This window comes from Clostridium sp. UBA5119 (assembly GCF_002414285.1).
Classification (GTDB): Bacteria; Bacillota; Clostridia; order Clostridiales; family Clostridiaceae; genus Clostridium_J; species Clostridium_J sulfidigenes.
Window position 1 is genome coordinate 2,218 of sequence record NZ_DHYX01000017.1, and the last position, 19,552, is coordinate 21,769.

A 19,552-nucleotide genomic window follows, 5' to 3' on the forward strand; every position below is an offset into this window, starting at 1 on the left:
TTTCTTAAAGAATGGATAATACCAGCATTAATTGCTATAATTTTAGGAGTTTTAATAAATAAGTTTATTTTTTTCAATGTAAATGTTCCAACTAAATCTATGTATCCCACTATTACACCAGGAGATAGAATATTTTCATTGAGAACTTATAAACCATCATCTATTAAAAGAGGAGATATTTTAGTATTTCATTCTGATGAGCTAAATAAAGACTTGATTAAAAGAGTAGTAGGTCTTCCAGGAGAGAATGTAGAAATTCAATCAGATGGAAGTGTATATATAAATGGTGAGCTTCTAGAGGAGAATTATGTAAGTAGTTTTAGTGATACTACAGGTTCTTTTAATGTACCAGAAGGATGTTATTTATTTTTGGGAGATAATAGAGGAAATTCTATTGATGCACGATTATGGGAAAATCCATATATATCTTTTGAAGACATACAGGGAGAAGGAAAATTTATTATATTTCCTTTTGATAGGTTTGGTAAATTAAAATAGTGTATAAGTAGTAAAATTTTAAAGAAGTATTGAAGTGGTGAAATTTATTTCATCACTTTTATTATTTAAATTTATGCTAAATAAAATAATAATCAAACTATATTTAGGGAAAGATAAATTCATATCCATAAAATATATTTAAAGGTATAAGGTAATTTAACAATAACTAAAATCGGCAATAAAACAAAGCGGTAAGTAGTGGAATAAGAGGAAAAGTAAATATTAAAAATAAGTCTAAAAGTGCGTAATCAATGTGACTGATATATCTTACAAAGGAGGAATTATAAATGAAAGATAATAAAAAATTATCACATACTGCCTATGGTGGTATAAAAGGTGATGATTACATGCCTTTTATATCGACTACAACGGCAATGCCTGAGTCAAGTGTTTATTCTCTTCTAATGGGTGCAGTATTTACAATGATATTTGCGGCTGCAAACACTTATTTAGGATTAAAGGTTGGTCTTACAATTTCAGCAGGTATACCTGGAGCAATACTTGCTACAGGAATTTTAAAAGGGTTGTTTAAAAGAAACAATATATTAGAGGCTAATATGGTTGCTTCAATTGCAGCAGTTGGAGAATCTATAGCAGGTGGAATTATATTTATACTACCAGCAATTATTTTATGGGGAATTACCTTAAGGATTTCTACAATAGTTATTGTTACTCTTCTAGGAGGGCTAGTAGGTATATTTTTTGTTACACCGCTAAGAAAATTTTTAATAGTTGAGGAGCATGGGAATTTAGTATATCCAGAGTCTATGGCTGCAGCTGAAGTTTTAGTTAATGGAAGTGAAGGTGGTAGTGGATTTAAAATGGTTTTAATGGGCCTTGGAATTGGTGGAGGTTATAAATTAGCTTCTGGGGGATTTGCTCTTTGGCGTGAAAGACCAGAATGGGTTATACCTGCATATCAAAATTCCGTATTTGGAATAGATACATTAGCTTCACTTCTAGGTGTTGGGTTTATTGTAGGTACAAAAGCATCGGCATTTATGTTTGGAGGATCTCTTGTAGCTTGGCTTGGATTAATACCACTTATTAAGTATATAGGTAGTACAGTTCCAGAACCTTTATTTCCTTCAACTATGTTAATCTCTGAGATGGGAGCTTCAGATATATGGAGTAAGTATATTAGATATATAGGAGCGGGAGCGGTTGCTGCAGGAGTATTTATTTCTTTAGGAAAATCTGCACCAACCATTATTAGATCTTTTAAAGAAGCCATGTCAGGTATAGGTAAAAAGGAAAGTGGTGTAACTACTAGAATAAATGAAGATCCGCCAATTGTTTGGGTGATAGCTTCAGCAATACTGGTATTTGTTCTTGCATGGTTATTGCCACAAATTAGAGTAGGGATAATAGGTTCGCTAATGGCAGTAGTATTTTCATTTTTCTTTGCAGTAGTTTCTGCAAGAATGGTTGGTATAATTGGTGCATCAAATAATCCTGTATCGGGTATGACTATTGCTACTTTACTATTTGTTACGGCCATATTAAAGATAACTGGTAATATAGGGGAAGGTGGAATGATTACAGCCGTTATGGTAGGTGGTATAGTATGTGTAGCCATAGCCGTTGCTGGTGGTACAGCTCAAAGTTTAAAGACTACATTTATAATTGGTGGTTCTCCAAAGAAAGTACAAATTGGAATGTATTTAGGATTAATATTTGGTGCTGTAGTTTCTGGATATGTATTATTAATGCTTCATAATACATATGGAATTGGCTCAGAAGCAGTGCCAGCACCACAAGCTACTCTTATGTCAATGGTTATAGAAGGTGTTATGACTGGTGAATTACCTTGGGTACTAGTGTTTGTGGGAGTATCTATAGCTATATTTGCAGAAATATCTGGTCTTCCAGTACTACCGGTTGCTCTTGGTTTATACTTACCAATACATTTAAATGCAGGTATATTATCAGGTGGTATAATTAGAATATTTGTTGAGAAGAAATTTAAGAAAAATGAATCCCTTATGAAAGAAAAAGTAGAGAGAGGTATTCTTATATCTTCTGGATTAGTTGCTGGAGACGCATTAATGGGTATAGTAGTCGCAGGGTTTGCTACTTTAGGACTTAATGTGGCCTTTGGACTTAATTTTGAAGGAATAACCCAAAACTCTATATTGTCAACAGGTATATTTATAATTCTTGGAGTAATTATTTATCTTATTTCTTGTAGTGGAGATAATGAAAGAACTTAAAGGTAAGTGATGATTATTGATAATATTTCTTATAATATTAAAAAATATGGATATAATTATTAATATTATTAAAGTTAAGAGCCGTTTAGGCTCTTAACTAATTTGTAGGTGATTTGTATGAAAGGTAAAAAAACACAAAATAAAGAAGAAAAGAATTTTCTTTTATATATTCCTCAAATCGAACATGATAACTATAAAATTAATGAAAATAATATAGTTACTTTATACTTTGAACATAACAAACCTATAGAAAAGTTTGCAAGATGGTTAGTGAAAAAAAATAACCTTAGTGATATAGTTTTTGATGATAAATCTTCATTAGCATGGACTTTAATAGATGGTAAAAGAAGTATATATGATATTGCACTTGAAATGGCAAGGAGATTAGGTGATACGGAAGAAGTAGCTATAGAGAGGCTTGTAATGTACATAAGATATATTGCTAGAAAAAGATGGATAAAGTTCATAGGAATAAAAAATAACCAGGGTTGATATTAGGAAATATGTAGACGTTGAGAGTAATATCTACTATTTAAATAAATAAATTGAACAAAAACAATCTACTATATAGCTTGACTACTTTAGGCTTTGGTGTATAATTATGACTTGACTAGATAGAAATTTTTACGAAAATGTAAAAAATCTATCATATTTTAAGCATATTTTATATGAATATAATCCGAATAGATTAATAATATTAAAAATATAAATTTATAAGTAGTAGGGGTATAAAAATGATTATTGCAGATGTTAAAGTTGGTAGAATTACAATGCCATTAAAAAAACCATTCGTAACTAAAAACGGAGTTTATAATTATTCTAACGAAGTAGTTGTAAAGATTTTTACAGAAAATGGAGATGTGGGAATAGGGAGTGCAGCTCCAGCACCAAGAGTGACGGGGGAGACAGAAAGTTCAATTGTAGGTGCTATTAAACATATTACTACTTTTATTAAGGGAATGGATCTTACTTGTCTTCAATGTATTTTTAAAGTTATGGATGAATGTATTAAAGGAAATAATAGTGCAAAAGCAGCTGTAGAAATTGCTATATATGATCTTTGGAGTAAAGGAGTAAATACTCCATTATATAAGTTATTAGGAGGCTTTAATTCAACGGTACTTACAGATATAACTATACAAGATGATGATAAGATGGAAAATATGATAAATGCAGCCTATGAAGCTACTAGAGATGGCTATACTAATATAAAGATAAAGCTTGGAAATAATGTAGAATCAGACTTTGAAAAAGTGAAATTTATTAGACGTGCTATTAGAAAAGGAATAAAAGTAAGAGTTGATGGTAATCAAGGCTGGTCACCTAAAGATGCAATAAAGATAATTAAGAAGATAGAGCAATTAGACTTAGATATAGAGTTTGTAGAACAACCAGTTAAAGGTTGGGATATCGAAGGATTGAAGTTTATTAAAGATAATGTGGACACTATGATTTTAGCTGACGAATCAGTGTTTGGATCCCCAGAGGCTTTTAAGGTAATTCAGAATAGAGCTTGTGACTTAATCAATATAAAACTGATGAAATGTGGAGGAATACAAAATGCCATAAGAATTTATAATATGGCAGATACTATGGGTATAAGGTGTATGGTCGGTTGTATGTTAGAGAGCAAAATTGGGATCACAGCAGCAGCAAGCTTTGCAGCTTCAAGAGGAAATATGATAACGGCAGATTTAGATACAATGTTATACTTTGCAGAGGATCCTATAGTTGGAGGAGCAATCTTTGAAGGAAATAGAATCACTTTATCCGATGAACCTGGTCTTGGCATTACTGATATAATAGGTTGGGAAGAAATAGTATAAGTAAACTTTATCTATATATATATTATATTAATTTTGCATAGATGAAAGGGTTTAAGATTAAAATATAGAAATTATAATAAGTTACTATGAAAATTCATTATAAGAATCTAATATCTAATAAAGGAAGTGGTTTTATGTCAAATGATCTTAAAGATCAATTAAAGAAACAGTTAGAGGTTGCAATAGAAGAAGAAAGATTAGAACATGTTATAAAAATAATAAATGATGAAATTCTTAAGTGTATAGAGAAAAGAAAGCATATAACCAATGCCATATTAGAATACAGAAAAAATGCTTTAGAGGAATTTAAAGATGATGATGATAAGATAATAGAGTATTTTGACCATGAAAACTACGTAAAAGAAGAAAATTTTAAAAGCACTGATAGNNTCTCCTTATTTTGGTAAGGTTACTTTTAGAGAAGAAGATTATGGAATAGAAGATATATACATTGGAAGGTTTGGAGTAACTTTAGAGGAAACCTTTGAACCACTAATTATAGATTGGAGAGCTCCAATTTCAGCACTTTTTTATAATAATACAGGAAATATTGGACAGTATAATTCACCTGAAGGAGAAGTTACGGCTTCTATTTTAGGAAGGGTTCAATATATCATAAAGAGAGGTAAATTAGAAGGATTATTTAATTCTAATATCGATATAAAAGACGATATTCTTCAAATGGTATTAAGCAAAAATTCTTCAGATAAGCTTAAAGACATAGTTATGACTATACAACAAGAACAAAATGAGATTATAAGACAAGATAAGAATATGATACTAGTTGTAGATGGTGTAGCTGGAAGTGGTAAAACTACTATTGCACTTCATAGAGTTGCTTATTTAATTTATAATTACAGAAATCTTTTAGAAAATAAGGTTCTAATATTAGGACCTAATAGAATATTTATAGATTATATTTCAAATGTTCTTCCAACTTTAGGAGAGACAGGAGTGTTCCAAACTACATTTTTAGATTTAGCTTTAGATTTAGTAGATGTAGATGATGTTATAGATATTAAAGATGTTATGGAAAGAATTCTTAATAAAGATAAAGGTTTTGAGAAAAAAATTATTTATAAGAGATCCTTAAAGTTTATGGAGGATCTAGATAAACTTGTTATTAAACTAGAAGAAGATAGTTATTTTAGCGATGGAGTTTTCTTTAGAGATAAAGTTATAGCAACTAAAGAAGAGATAAAAGCCATGTTTACAAAAGACTTTACTTCACTACCATTATTTAGAAGAAGTAAAAAAATTAAAAGAATTTTATTCTCTAGAATTAAGGATGTGAGAGATGAAGAATTTAGATTTATTGAAATGAAGTATAAAGAGAAAAAGAAAGAGTTTACCCCTGAAGAATTAATACTTCATATAAATGATTTAGAATTCAAAAGAAAGTTAGAAATAAGAGAATTAGTAAGAGATGTAATAGAAATAAAAGCTACATTAAGTTATTTAGATGGAAAAAATATAGAAAAGATATATGAAGAATTTAATGGGGATAAAGAATATACAGAAGAAGACTTGGTTGCTATATTATACTTAAAAGCTAAACTTATGGGCTTAAGGCTTAATAGAGAAATTAAACATTTAGTAATCGACGAGGCTCAAGATTATTCACCACTACAATTTATAGTGTTAAAAGAACTTGTAAATACTAAATCTATTACTATAGTTGGAGATAGTAATCAGCAATTAATACCTATTGGAAATAATTCTTCTTTAAGTAGTATTAAAGATATATTTAGTGAGGATTCAGTTGAAATGTTTAAGTTAAATAAAAGTTATCGTTCAACTAAAGAAATCATGGAATATAGTAATAGGTATATAGATGATATTTCCATAGTACCTATGGTTAGAACTGGAGATTCTGTTAATGAGATACTAGTAAAGGATGAGAAAGAGATAAAAGAAAATATTATAGAGCTAGTATCTAGCTTAAAGAAAAAAAATATTGAAAATATAGCTATTATAACTAAAAATTTATCTCAATCTAAGTATGTATATGATTTGTTAAAAGAAGATATTTCATTAAAGCTTATAGATAAAGAAAATCTTCATATTGCTGAGGGAACTATGATTATGCCTAGCTATTATGCAAAAGGCTTAGAGTTTGATGGAGCTATTATAATTGAAGAGGACATACAAGAAAGATACAAGGACAATATAATGTATATAATGTGTACAAGAGCACTTCATAATTTAATGGTTATTAAGAAATAAAAAATAAAAATAAAAATAAAAAGTAATAGCACCCTGTGATGCTATTACTTTTTATTTATAATATATTATAAGCTTTCTTCATATCCTTGAATTTTATTTAATACTTCGTCATATATTTGGTCGGCCTTATTAAAATCCATATTAGGAACATAGAATTCCTCTAATTCATCATGTAAATCTTTAGCTGTTTTTATACAATCAAGACCTTTTTGAAGTAAGATGTAAAAAATGGAAGAAATATCGTCTATATCATCTTGTTTTTTTTCAATATAATTTGCATCTAATAGACTATCCATATCATACTCCTCGCCATGAAATTCTATTTTGGTAATTTCATTTGATGTTACTAGAGCAACCTTTAATTCAGGAATTAATAAATGTTCAATTTTTTCAGGATTTAGTGGAGTGTGTAGAATCTCTACATCTAGACCTCTTCGAATAGCTTCATCTGCAATATATTCAAGAACACGAGTTTTGCCAGTTCCAGGAGAGCCTTTAAGTATATAAACACTGGACATGTCTTTTATTATATTATGAATATAAGTTATAACTCCCTCTGGAGTAAATCCTGTTGCAAATAAGTGGCGTTTTTTACCCAGTGATGAGAAAGTATTAGGAAGAATTCTATTCTTCAAATTTTCTTTTAAAATATTAAGTTCATAAAGATTTAAAGCTTCATTATTAAAGGTATACCAATCATCATAAATAGATTTAGCAGCAGCAAAAAATCTGTAAGCTCTTCTAAAGGAATTTCCAATTTCTTTATTTACAGCTAAAATGTTAAATTTTATGCTCTTAAAATTCTCTTCTTTTAAACATATTCCCATATTTACTATATCATCTACTGCACCAGGAGTAATAGGATCTATCATATGGGGAGATGTACCATCAAGTATAGCTACTTTTAATTCTTTAATTAGAACTCCATCTAAAGAATCACTATCAGAGGAACAATGATGAAATTCTACATCATATCCTCTATCAATGTAGTGTTTTCCAATTTTTTTCATAAGGGAAGATTTTCCTGTACCAGGACCGCCCTTTAAGCAAATAATTCTAGTTGCATCCTTTTGGGAAATAATATAATTAAAGTGAGAGTAAAAGCCTTTTCCGGTATTGCCACCTAAAAAATAGTGAGTGGATATTCCAGTCATAATTAATCCTCCAATGATTTCTACACTATCATAATATTATATAAGTTAAAAATGGTTAATGAAAATTCAAATTAATTAGATAAAAGATGCATCTACGGTAATTATTGCGTTGTGATTTGGAGAAACTTTCTTAATTTCCTCATTTATTTGTTTTTGTAATTTAAGTTCTGATTCTTTAGTTATTATAAAGTCATTCTTAACTACTACATCAAATATTAGGTTTTTATAGTCACCTTCACCTACTACTCTAAAATCATGAAAAGAAGATATATGAGGAATTTTATTTAAAACTTCTTCCAATTCTCTTTTTGCACTAAGAATCTCCTCATCCTTTGTAGTTACTGGATCCATATGAATTAGTAGATATATACCCAGTTCAGAAGAAATTTCTTTTTCAGCTCTATCTATAACCTCATGAGCAGCAACAACAGAAATATCAAGAGGAACTTCAGCGTGAATAGAAGCAATTATTCTTCCAGGGCCATAATTATGAACTAGCAAGTCATGAACACCATCTATATGTTCATAGGATAATAACATTTTTTGAATATCTTCTACTAAATCTTCATCAGGAGCAACTCCAAGTAATGGATTTAAAGTATCTTTAATTAGGTTATATCCTGCATAAAGAATTACAAAGGAAACAACTAAACCAATATATCCGTCTATAGGAAGTGATGTGAATTTTGAGATTAATAGTGATATAACTACAGTAGAAGAAGATATTACATCACTTATTGAGTCTACAGAAGAAGCTTTAAGAGCGGAAGAATTTATTTTATTACCTATACCTCTATAGAACCTACTTAACCATATTTTAAATGATATAGATATGATTAAAAGAATAAATGGAAGCAGTGAAAATTCTACAGAAACAGGGTTTTTAATTCTCTCAAAAGAGTTTTTTATGAATTCAAAGCCAACTAATATTACTAAAAATGCAACTATAAGACCAGAAATGTACTCAATTCTTCCATGTCCAAAGGGATGTTCTTTATCTGCTGGTTTATTTGAAAGTTTAAAGCCAAAGATAGTTACTAATGAAGCTCCAACATCGGAGAGATTATTAAAAGCATCAGCAATTACAGCAATACTATTAACTAAAAGTCCAGCAGTGATTTTAATTAAAAATAAAACTATATTTACTAAAATACCAACAACTCCACCAAGATATCCATATCGTTCTCTGACCTTTTTATTTTTTATATCTTCACTATTTTTAATAAATTTTGTTATAAGTTTTTGAGAAATCAATTATTACACCTCTTTATCAATATATTTTTTCTCATAACTATAGTATAACACGAGAACATGTTATAAATTAGGTAAAATTACGAAATTCATAGGAAATGTAGTAAAAGTTTGGTATACTATTACTAATATTTCGTTTTAAGGAGGGGATTAATTATGTCAAAAGAATTGAAGTTCGCTAAAGAACTTATAGATTTTTTGTATGAAAGCCCTACTGCTTTTCATGCAGTGAAAAATGTTAAAGATTCTCTTGAAGGTTGTGATTTTAAGGAATTAAAGGAAGAGGATAAATGGATATTAGAAAAAGGTAGTAAATATTATACTACTAAAAATGGTTCTGCTTTAATTGCATTTACTGTAGGTAATGGTGAGGTTGAGAACCATGGATTTAAAATTATAGGTGCTCATACAGATTCACCTACATTTAGAATAAAGCCAAATAGTGAAATTATATCAGAAAATAATTATATTAAATTAAATACTGAGGTTTATGGTGGTTTAATAAGAAGTACATGGATGGATAGACCACTATCTGTAGCAGGAAGAGTTGCTTTAAAAGGTGAAAATTTACTTAATCCAGAGTTAAGGTTAGTAAACATAAAGAAACCAATATTAATAATACCTAGCTTAGCAATTCATATGAATAGGGAAGCCAATTCTGGAGGAGAATTAAATCCACAAAAAGATACACTTCCACTACTTGCAATGGTAACTGAAGAATTAGAAAAGGATAATGCATTAATAAACATATTAGCTGAGGAATTGAAGGTAAATAAAGAGGATATTATAGATTTTGATTTATTCCTTTATGAATTTGAAAAGGGATGTATTGTTGGATTAAAAGATGAATTTATATCTTCAGGTAGATTAGATGATCTTCAAATGGTTCATGCTGGAATTGAGGCACTAAAAGAAGCTCCAATAACTGAGGGCATAAATGTAATGGTATGTTTTGATAATGAAGAAGTTGGAAGCTCTACAAAACAAGGAGCCGATTCTGATATGTTAGCAAATATTTTAGAAAGAATTGCTCTTTGTCTTGGAAAAGGGAGAGAAGAGTTCTTTAGAGCACTTAGCAGATCCTTTATTATTTCGGCAGATAATGCTCACGCAGTTCATCCTAATAGTCCAGAAAAGGCAGACCCGACTAATAGACCAATTGTAAATAAAGGTCCTGTTATAAAGATAAATGCAAATTGTGCATATACCAGTGATTCAGATTCTTCTGCTGTATATGAATCTATTTGTAAAAAAGCAGAGGTACCAGTACAAAAGTTTGTAAATCGTTCAGATTTAAGAGGTGGTTCAACCATAGGACCAATTTCTTCAACACATTTAAATATACGTTCTGTAGATATTGGAAATCCAACCCTTGCTATGCATTCTATAAGAGAGTTTGCAGGAGTTAAGGATCATAGTTATGTAACAAAATCCTTTATAGAGTTTTACAAAATATAATATAATTATAGGAGCTCCTTCTAACAAAGGAATAATTATTGAAAATAGTGATGGGAAGAAGTAAAATTTAATGTACAACCAGGTAGTTATAGAGGATTAACTAAAGGTAGTTCACAATAGCATATATAAAGAAGCCATTTAAGATAAGTAAGATATAAAGTTACTTTTCTTAGATGGCTTTTATTTAGATATAAGAGAAAGCTAATCCATAGGATAGAAATATATTTACTATTATAGATTTAAGTTAATTTGGTAATAATAATAGTTGAGCATCATTGAAAGGGGATAGCACCATGGAGCACATATTTATTTTAGTAAATTTAATACTTATACTAAGTATAGTTCTTCTTATGTACGTAATCAAAAATAGAAATAAGAGAAGAGCTTATATTAAGATTAGTGACAATAGTTTTTTAGCAGAAAATAAAGAAAAATTGGAAGATGCTATTGATGATATAGCCAGAGACCATAGAGAAATTGAAAAAATAAGTAGAAATGATTTAATTTCCAATTTAGATAAGCATTTTAATAATATATTGGGGTGCCATAATTTATTTAAAGTCGATGAGAATAGAGAGTATTTCAAGATAAAAGGAACACAATGGATATTAGATAATATCTATGTTATTGAAAAAGAGTATAAATTTATAAAAAAACATTTATCAAAGAAATATTTAAAATCACTACCTATACTAAAAAGTGGAGCATTAAAAGGATATCCTAGAATTTATGCTGTATCAAGAGAAATATTGGGAATTTATAGAGATAAGCTAACTAGGGATAATATTAATAAGTTTTTAAAAAGATATCAAGAAACAACCATATTAACCATGGGAGAATTATGGGCTTTACCTATAATGCTTAAAATAGCCTATTTAGAGATAATAGGAAAAAGCTCAGTATTGATAGTGGGTAAAGCTAATGATAGACATAGAGGTGAAAGATTAGCTGATAGGATTATTAAGTATTATAATGAAGAAAATATGAAGAGAGCTATGGATTTCATATCAGAGAACAATATTAAATTTACAGAATACTTTGCGGATGCATTAATAAGAGTTTTAAGAGATAATGGAGTAAATTACGATGAATTAAATTTATGGATAGAAGATAAATTAAGCGAAAATGAAATTACTTTAGATAAGATTATTATAGATTCTAATAAAAGTGATGGTGTCTATTCTACAGCCATTAGTAGTAGCATTAATGGCTTAAGAAATTTAGATAATATAAATTGGGAAGAAGTATTTAATGTTAGCAATAAAGTAGAAGAAATATTAAGTAAAGATCCTGCTATGGTTTATAGTACTATGGATTTTTATTCCAAGGACTATTATAGACATGTTTTAGAAAAAATAGCTAGACAAAATAAAATTTCTGAGACATTTGTTGCTAGAAAAGTACTACAGTGTGCAGAAGAAAATAATGATAAAGAATTTGAAAATCATGTGGGATATTATCTAATTGATAGTGGTAGAGAAAAGCTAAATCATATTTTGAATATTGATTTTAAAGGATTTGAAAAGTTAAAAAATATAATAAAGGGAAGAGCTGTTGGTATTTATATAGGAACTATTGTTATTCTTACAGCCACACTAGCCGGAGGATTTATAACTTGGAGCTATATAAATGATACAAATATATCAATATCTAAATATATTTTATCTGGAATAGTTACTATTATACCTCTCAGTGAGGTTGTGGTATCCATATTAAATTGGAGTATTACTAATTTAAGTACACCTAATGTATTACCTAAAATTAATATATCTGATAGAATTCCTAAAGAAGGAATCACCTGTGTAGTAGTTCCTACTCTAATAGAAAGTATAGAGAAAGCTAAAAGTTTAATGAGAAATTTAGAAACTTATTATTTAGGAAATAATGATGAAAATTTATATTTTGCTATCTTGGGAGATTTTATAGATAGTAATAGAGAAAAAGAAGCAGAAGATGAAGTGATATCTAAATTTTGTTTAGAAGAAATTAATAAGTTAAATATAAAGTATAAGGAATATAATGGTCATTTTTTCTTTTTATGTAGACATAGAAGGTTTAATGAAAAGGAGAATAAGTGGCTAGGATGGGAGAGAAAAAGAGGAAAACTAGAAGAGTTTAATAAGTTTATAAGAGGAGATAAAAATACCACTTATAGTGTTTTAAGTGAAGGTGTGGAAAAACTTTTTAAAGTAAAGTATGTTATAACTTTAGATGGAGATACCATACTTCCAAGAGAATCAGCAAAGATTTTAATTGGAGCAATGCTTCACCCGTTAAATAGAGCTTATACAAAGGAAGATGGGACTGTTTGGAGAGGTTATGGAGTAATACAACCTAAAATTGGGATAGATTTAGAAAGTGCTAATAAAACTTATTTTTCTAAAGTATTCTCAGGAGAAGCAGGTATTGATATATATACATTTGCAATATCTGATGTATATCAAGACTTATTTGGAGAGGGTATTTTTACTGGTAAGGCCATATATGATGTGGATGTATTTACAAAGGTAATTCAGGGAGCAATTGAAGAAAATCAAGTTCTAAGTCATGATTTATTAGAAGGATGTTTAGCAAGAACGGCTTTGCTTACAGATGTGGAGTTAGTGGATGGATATCCTTCTAACTTTATTGCAAGTTGTAAAAGACTTCATAGATGGGTAAGAGGTGATTGGCAGCTATTACCATACATATTAAAGAAAAATAAATTAAATAGATTATCTAAGTGGAAGATGATAGATAATTTAAGAAGAAGCTTAATGTCTCCTTCTATGTTAATTTTATTGCTTTGCTCTTTAGCAGGGATCCTTCCTGATGGTATAGATAAGTGGTATATGTCAGCTTTCATTGCTTTAATAACACCTATTCTATTTAATATGTCAGAAAATATAGTTTCCCCTATAAATGGAATAAGTCTAAGTGGAAAAGTTAAGAATCTCCAAATGGCTTTAAAGCAAGTATTTTTTATATATGCTTTTCTTCCTTTTAAAGCATATTTAATGGTAGATGCCATTATAAGAACACTATACAGATTAATAATAAGTAAAAAAAACTTATTACAATGGCAAACGGCTGAGGAAGCAGAAAGGTCTTCAGGAAAAGACTTTATAAGTTATTTTAAATACATGTGGCAAGAGATAGTAATAGCTTTAGGTATTATGGTGGTAGCATGGAGAAGTGGATTAGATACCTTTTATGTAATGATACCAAGTTGTATTATATGGGTTATTAGTCCAATAATAGCATATATTATAGGTCAGAATATTAATGATGAAACAGTAAAATTAAGTGAAGACGATAATAAGGTTTTAAAAAGGTTAACTAGAAGGATTTGGGCATATTTTGAAGACTTTGTCACTGAGGATACTAACTATCTTGGTGGAGATAATTATCAGGAAGAACCATATAGAGGATTAGCTATGAGAACTTCTCCTACCAATATAGGTATGACTTTAATTTCTAACATTGTTGCTATAGATATGGGATACATTGGGACAGTTAAAGGTATAGAAAACTTGGGTAAAACCATAGATACATTGAAAAGACTAGAAACTTGTAAAGGGCATTTTTATAATTGGTATGATGTGGAGACACTTAGTCCACTATTACCTAAATATGTATCTACAGTAGATAGTGGAAATCTAGTATCTTATTTATACACCATAGAAGAAGCGCTAAAGGAATTAAGAAACACACCTTATTTTAATAATAGAGTTGAGGGTATAGAGGAAACTGTTTATCTTGCCATGGAAGAGCTAGAAGATGAAAGAAAAAAATATATGTATCTTAATGTTATTGAAAGAATAAAAAGAGAAAGAAAAGATATATTAACTTTTTATAATATATTAAATAACTTTGAAGATATTGTACAGGAAGGTATAGAAAATATAGATAGTACTTATTGGAATAAAAAACTATTAGATAATATAAAAGACTATTTAAGTGAAATTAACTTTTTATTTCCATTCATAGATGATATAAATCTATTACCCAGAAGCAAGTATGAAAATATAATTAGAATTATTAGTAGTGATAGTTTAGGGCATATATATGATATTATAAAAGGGTTTAATTTTATATCTAATAATTTAAATGAATTTCAATTAGAAAGAATAAATAAGAATATAGATTTATGTAAAGAAAGAGTAGGTACACTATTAAAACAATTTACAAAAATTGAAGCTGAACTAAATAGAATTATAGATAATACAGATTTTAAATTTTTGTATAATGATGAAAGAAAGTTATTTCATATAGGCTATGATGTAGACAATGAATCATTAAGTAGTAATTACTATGACTTATTGGCATCAGAAGCTAGAACAACAAGTTTTATTGCAGTGGCTAAGGGAATAGTTCCAACATCTCATTGGTTTGCTTTAAATAGATCCTTAACTTTAATGTATGGTAGAAAAGGATTGGCTAGCTGGAGTGGAACCATGTTTGAATACTTTATGCCAAGAATTTTAATGAAAAATTATAGGGATTCTATGTTAGATGAAACCTATAGGTCTGTAATGGAAGGTCAAATAAGATATGGGGATAAGAGGAAGGTTCCTTTTGGTATTTCAGAAAGTGCCTATTATAAATTTGATGTAGATTTAAACTATCAATACAAAGCCTTCGGTGTACCTAAAATTGGTATAAAAAGAGGATTAGAAGAAGAGTTAGTAGTATCACCATATTCTACTATTATGGGGCTTATGGAAAATATACCTAAGTCTATGGCAAATATAAGAAGTCTCTTAAAACTTGAATGTTATGGAAGATATGGATTTTATGAAGCTATAGATTATACAGATAAAAGGATAAAAAGTAAAAAGTTTGAATTAGTAAAATGCTATATGATACATCATCTAGGAATGAGTTTATTGGCTTTAGATAATGTGATGAATAATAATATTATTCAAAGAAGATTTCATAGAATTCCCATGATCAGAGCTGTGGAAATATTGCTTCAAGAGAAAATAAGTAAGAATGTGGTCTATGATAGAAAAGAAGATAATTCACAAGAAGTGAAAGAAATGCAAAGGCAATATTCCATCCATAGAACATTTAAATTTGGAGAAAGTAAGTATCCCCAAACCATACTTCTTGGGAATAAAAATTATAACATCTTATTAAACACGGCTGGTGGTGGCTATTCTAAGTTTAAAAATGTAATGGTATATAGATGGAAAGAAGATTTGATTCGTAGTAGTTGGGGAAAGTTTTTTTATATTAAAGACACTAATTCTAATGAATATACATCTTCTACTTATGAACCTTGTAAAGAGCAAGGAGATAAATACGAAGTTAATTTCTATTTGTATAAGGCAGAATTCATAAAATACTGGAGAGATCTAGAAATAAATACCATAGTTCAAGTAATTCCTGAAGATAATTGTGAAATTAGAACTATTGATATAAAAAATAATAGTAGTGAAGAAAAAATCATAGAAGTTATTAGCTATAGTGAAGTAGTTTTACAAGGGTACAGTGGAGATATAGCACATCCTACTTTTGGGAATTTATTTATTACTACAGAATATATCGATGAATTAAGTGGAATACTTGCAAAACGCAGACCTCGTAGCGAAAAAGACAGGGACATATATACTCTTGAAAGTACACTAGGTGAAGAAGAATTTAAAACAGAGTATGATACGGCAAGGCTAAGTTTTATAGGAAGAAATCATTCAAAAGAAAATCCTATAGCTTTAGAAGAAAATGAATCTTTAAAAAATAATGTAGGGAATGTATTAGATCCTATAATTGCAATTAAGAGAATAATAAAAATTCCTCAAGGTGTAAGAAAATCTATAAAATATATAACAATTACAGGAAACTCTAAGGAGGATGTATTAAATAAGTCAAGAAGTTATCAAGATATTAATATTCTAGAGGAAAGTGTCCTAAGATCTGCTTTAAGTATGGAAGAAAGTCTTATTAATAAAGGAATAAAACCAACACAAGGGATTATTTATGAGCGGTTTGCAAGTAGTATATTATTTAATAACTTTAGTTATACAAAGAGAATAAATAACCTAATTAATCTAAGTAGAAGTCAAAGAAATCTCTGGGCCTATGGAATTTCAGGAGATTTACCTATTGTATTGTTAACTATTAACAAGGAAAAGGAAAGTGATATCTTAAGACAGCTTATAAATTGCCATGGATATTTAGAAGAAAAGGGATTAAAGTTTGATATTGTAGTCATTAATGAAGAGGAAGTAAGCTATGAAAAGCCTTTAGATAATGCACTAAAAAGAATAATATTGAATAGCTCGCTAAATGGGCGAGAAAATACTTCAGGTGGCATATTTATAATTAATAATGAAAAAATATCTAAGGAAGATTTAAATTTGCTTTATTCCATTGCAGCAATAATCGTAGACGGATCAGAAGGGCCTTTATTAAAACAAATTGAAAAAGCCATGGGAAATGAAGATTACCAATATAACTCAAGAAAGTATATATGGGAAATGGGTAAACTAAAAGAAGCTAATTTAAGTTATAGTGATAGTAATATACCTAAAATAGAAATTCAAGAGTTAAGCTTTTTTAATGGATATGGAGGTTTTAATAATGAGGGAGAATATACAATTATACTAAAGAACGGAAAGTCTACACCAGCGCCTTGGATAAATGTTATAGCCAATAATAATAGATTTGGATTTAATATAAGTGAGTCTGGTAGTAGCTATACTTGGTATAAAAATAGTAGAGAATTTAAAATTACTCCGTGGAATAATGATTTCATTGAAGATACCCCTAGTGAAGTTTTATACCTAGAAGAAGGGGATAAACTTTGGTCAATAACTCCTGAACCAATAAGAGATAAAGGAGAGTATGTAATAACTCATGGATTTGGATATTCTAAATTTACTCATTGTACCAATGGAATACTGGGGGAAATTACTGTATTTCCTTCAAAGGAGAGAAGTGCAAAACTTATTAAGGTTAGGTTAAATAATTTAGTAGATAAGGATAGAAATATAGGAATTACTTATATCGCAAGATTGTGTCTAGGAGATTTAAGAGAAAACAATTATAAGAAGATTTACACTGTAATAGATAAAGAGAACAAATACATCTATGGAATCAATCCTTATAGTAGTGATTTTTCATCTAGTCATGTTTATTTAAAAATAAGTGGAGGGAAAAATGAAAGTTTTAGTGGAGATGAAAGAGATTTTATTGTAAGTAAAGAATATATGGATTTTTTATCTGAACATAAAACTATAAGCTTATCAGGAAGGTGTAGTTCAGGATTAGAACCAGTTCTTAGTGAGAAAGTTTACTTAAGCTTAGGAGCTAATGAAGAAAAATCACTGGTAATTATCTTAGGAGCAGAAGACAGTATTGAAGAAATTCAAAATTCCCTTGAAGAGTTTTCAGATATAACTAGAGTTGAGAAAGAGTTAGAAAAGGTAAAAGGTTATTGGGAAAGGCTTTTAACTAAGATAAAGATAAAAACAGAGGATAAAGCTTTAGATTTCATGATTAATGGTTGGCTTCCTTATGAGACTATCAGTTGTAGATTATTTTCAAGAACAGCATTTTATCAATGTGGAGGAGCTTATGGATTTAGAGATCAATTACAAGACTCCATTCCAATGATTTATATACAGCCTGAAATTGCTAGAAATCAAATTATTTATAGTGCTACTAGGCAATTTGAAGAAGGGGATGTGCAACATTGGTGGCATCCAGTTGTAAATAGTGGAATAAGAACTAGATTTAGTGATGATTTATTATGGTTACCTTATGTTACTTGTATATATGTTAAAACAACTGGAGATTATAAGATTTTAGATGAAGAGATTGGATATTTAAAGGATGAGCCTTTAAGAGAAGGAGAAGATGAAAGATATAATGTATCATCAAAATCAGATTTAAAAGAGTCATTATACAATCACTGTATAAGAGCTATAAACAAAAGCTTAAAGTTTGGTTCACATAATATTCCTCTAATTGGAAGTGGAGATTGGAATGACGGAATGAGCACTGTAGGAAATAAGGGTAAGGGAGAGAGCATCTGGCTTGGATGGTTCCTATATGCTATATTAAAAGATTTCAAGGATCTATGCATATATAGAAGGGATCAGGATAATTATGAAAAATATATTAAGACTATGAATTTTATAAAAGAAAATTTAGAGATTCATGGATGGGATGGTAGCTGGTATAAACGTGCTTACTTTGATGATGGTACACCATTAGGATCTCATGAAAATCAGGAATGTAAAATAGATGCCCTTTCACAATGTTGGGCTGTAATATCAGAAGCAGGAGATAAGGAAAGAGCTAATATAGCTATGAGTTCTTTAGAAAAATATTTAGTAAAGCCTAAAGAAAAGATTATATTACTATTGAGCCCACCTTTTAATAAATCAGATTTAAAACCAGGATATATAAAAGGATATGTACCTGGAGTAAGGGAAAATGGAGGACAATATACCCATGGAGTTGCGTGGGTAGCTTTAGCTCTTGCAAAACTAGGAAGAGGAGAAGAAGCTTACAACATATATTCCATGCTAAATCCTATAAATCACAGTTTAAATATAGAGGAAGCAAATATATTTAAGACAGAGCCTTATGTTATGGCTGCAGATATATATTCGGTGAAACCTCATGAAGGAAGAGGAGGATGGAGTTGGTATACTGGAAGCTCAGGTTGGATGTATACTATAGCATTAGAACACATATTGGGCTTTAGATTAATAGAGGGAAAAGGTTTTAAAATTAAACCATGTGTACCTAAAGACTTTAAAGAATACTATATAGACTATGTATATGGAAATGCTGTATATCATATCAAAGTAATTAGAAGTGGTAATTCTACCATAACTTTAGATGGAAATGTTATAGAAGGAGATATAATACCTGTTACCTCTAATGGAGAACATGAAGTAAAAGTAAATATTTAATAAAAAATATAGGAATT

At 29.2% G+C, this 19,552-nt stretch carries 9 protein-coding genes; 7 read left to right on the forward strand and 2 right to left on the reverse strand.

Translation table 11 applies throughout. The annotated features are described in order from the left end of the window. The 5 genes from lepB to B2671_RS02450 form a co-directional block, all read left to right on the forward strand. Positions 1 to 498, forward strand: a 498-nt coding sequence (lepB, locus tag B2671_RS02430; protein WP_346868987.1) for a signal peptidase I, incomplete at its 5' end; no start/stop codon positions are given. Between the two features lie 287 nt (positions 499 to 785). Next, a complete protein-coding gene (locus B2671_RS02435; RefSeq protein WP_346868988.1) occupies positions 786 to 2,711 on the forward strand; it encodes an OPT family oligopeptide transporter in 1,926 nt (641 codons plus the stop codon). Positions 2,712 to 2,828: 117 nt separating this feature from the next. Then, a complete protein-coding gene (locus B2671_RS02440) occupies positions 2,829 to 3,203 on the forward strand; it encodes a PqqD family protein (protein ID WP_346868989.1) in 375 nt (124 codons plus the stop codon). A gap of 242 nt (positions 3,204 to 3,445) precedes the next feature. Next, positions 3,446 to 4,537, forward strand: a complete 1,092-nt coding sequence (locus B2671_RS02445) for a dipeptide epimerase (protein WP_346868990.1) — start codon at positions 3,446 to 3,448, stop codon at positions 4,535 to 4,537. Positions 4,538 to 5,218: 681 nt separating this feature from the next. Next, positions 5,219 to 6,763 carry a HelD family protein gene (locus B2671_RS02450; protein ID WP_346868991.1) on the forward strand — a complete coding sequence of 515 codons (1,545 nt, stop codon included), beginning with the start codon at positions 5,219 to 5,221 and terminating at the stop codon, positions 6,761 to 6,763. A 65-nt stretch (positions 6,764 to 6,828) separates the two neighbouring features. On the opposite strand, the gene B2671_RS02455 is transcribed toward B2671_RS02450, so the two are convergent. After that, complete coding sequence (locus tag B2671_RS02455) at positions 6,829 to 7,917, reverse strand: PRK06851 family protein (RefSeq protein WP_346868992.1); 1,089 nt, start codon at positions 7,915 to 7,917, stop codon at positions 6,829 to 6,831. 75 nt (positions 7,918 to 7,992) lie between these two features. Beyond that, the gene (locus B2671_RS02460; protein WP_346868993.1) at positions 7,993 to 9,171 is read right to left on the reverse strand and encodes a cation diffusion facilitator family transporter; all 1,179 of its coding nucleotides are present in this window, start codon (positions 9,169 to 9,171) and stop codon (positions 7,993 to 7,995) included. A gap of 153 nt (positions 9,172 to 9,324) precedes the next feature. On the opposite strand from B2671_RS02460, the gene B2671_RS02465 reads away from it, so the two are divergent. Continuing rightward, positions 9,325 to 10,626, forward strand: coding sequence for a M18 family aminopeptidase (locus tag B2671_RS02465; protein WP_346868994.1), 1,302 nt, complete (start codon positions 9,325 to 9,327; stop codon positions 10,624 to 10,626). Between the two features lie 293 nt (positions 10,627 to 10,919). After that, the gene (locus B2671_RS02470) at positions 10,920 to 19,535 is read left to right on the forward strand and encodes a GH36-type glycosyl hydrolase domain-containing protein (protein ID WP_346868995.1); all 8,616 of its coding nucleotides are present in this window, start codon (positions 10,920 to 10,922) and stop codon (positions 19,533 to 19,535) included. Positions 19,536 to 19,552: the final 17 nt, after the last annotated feature.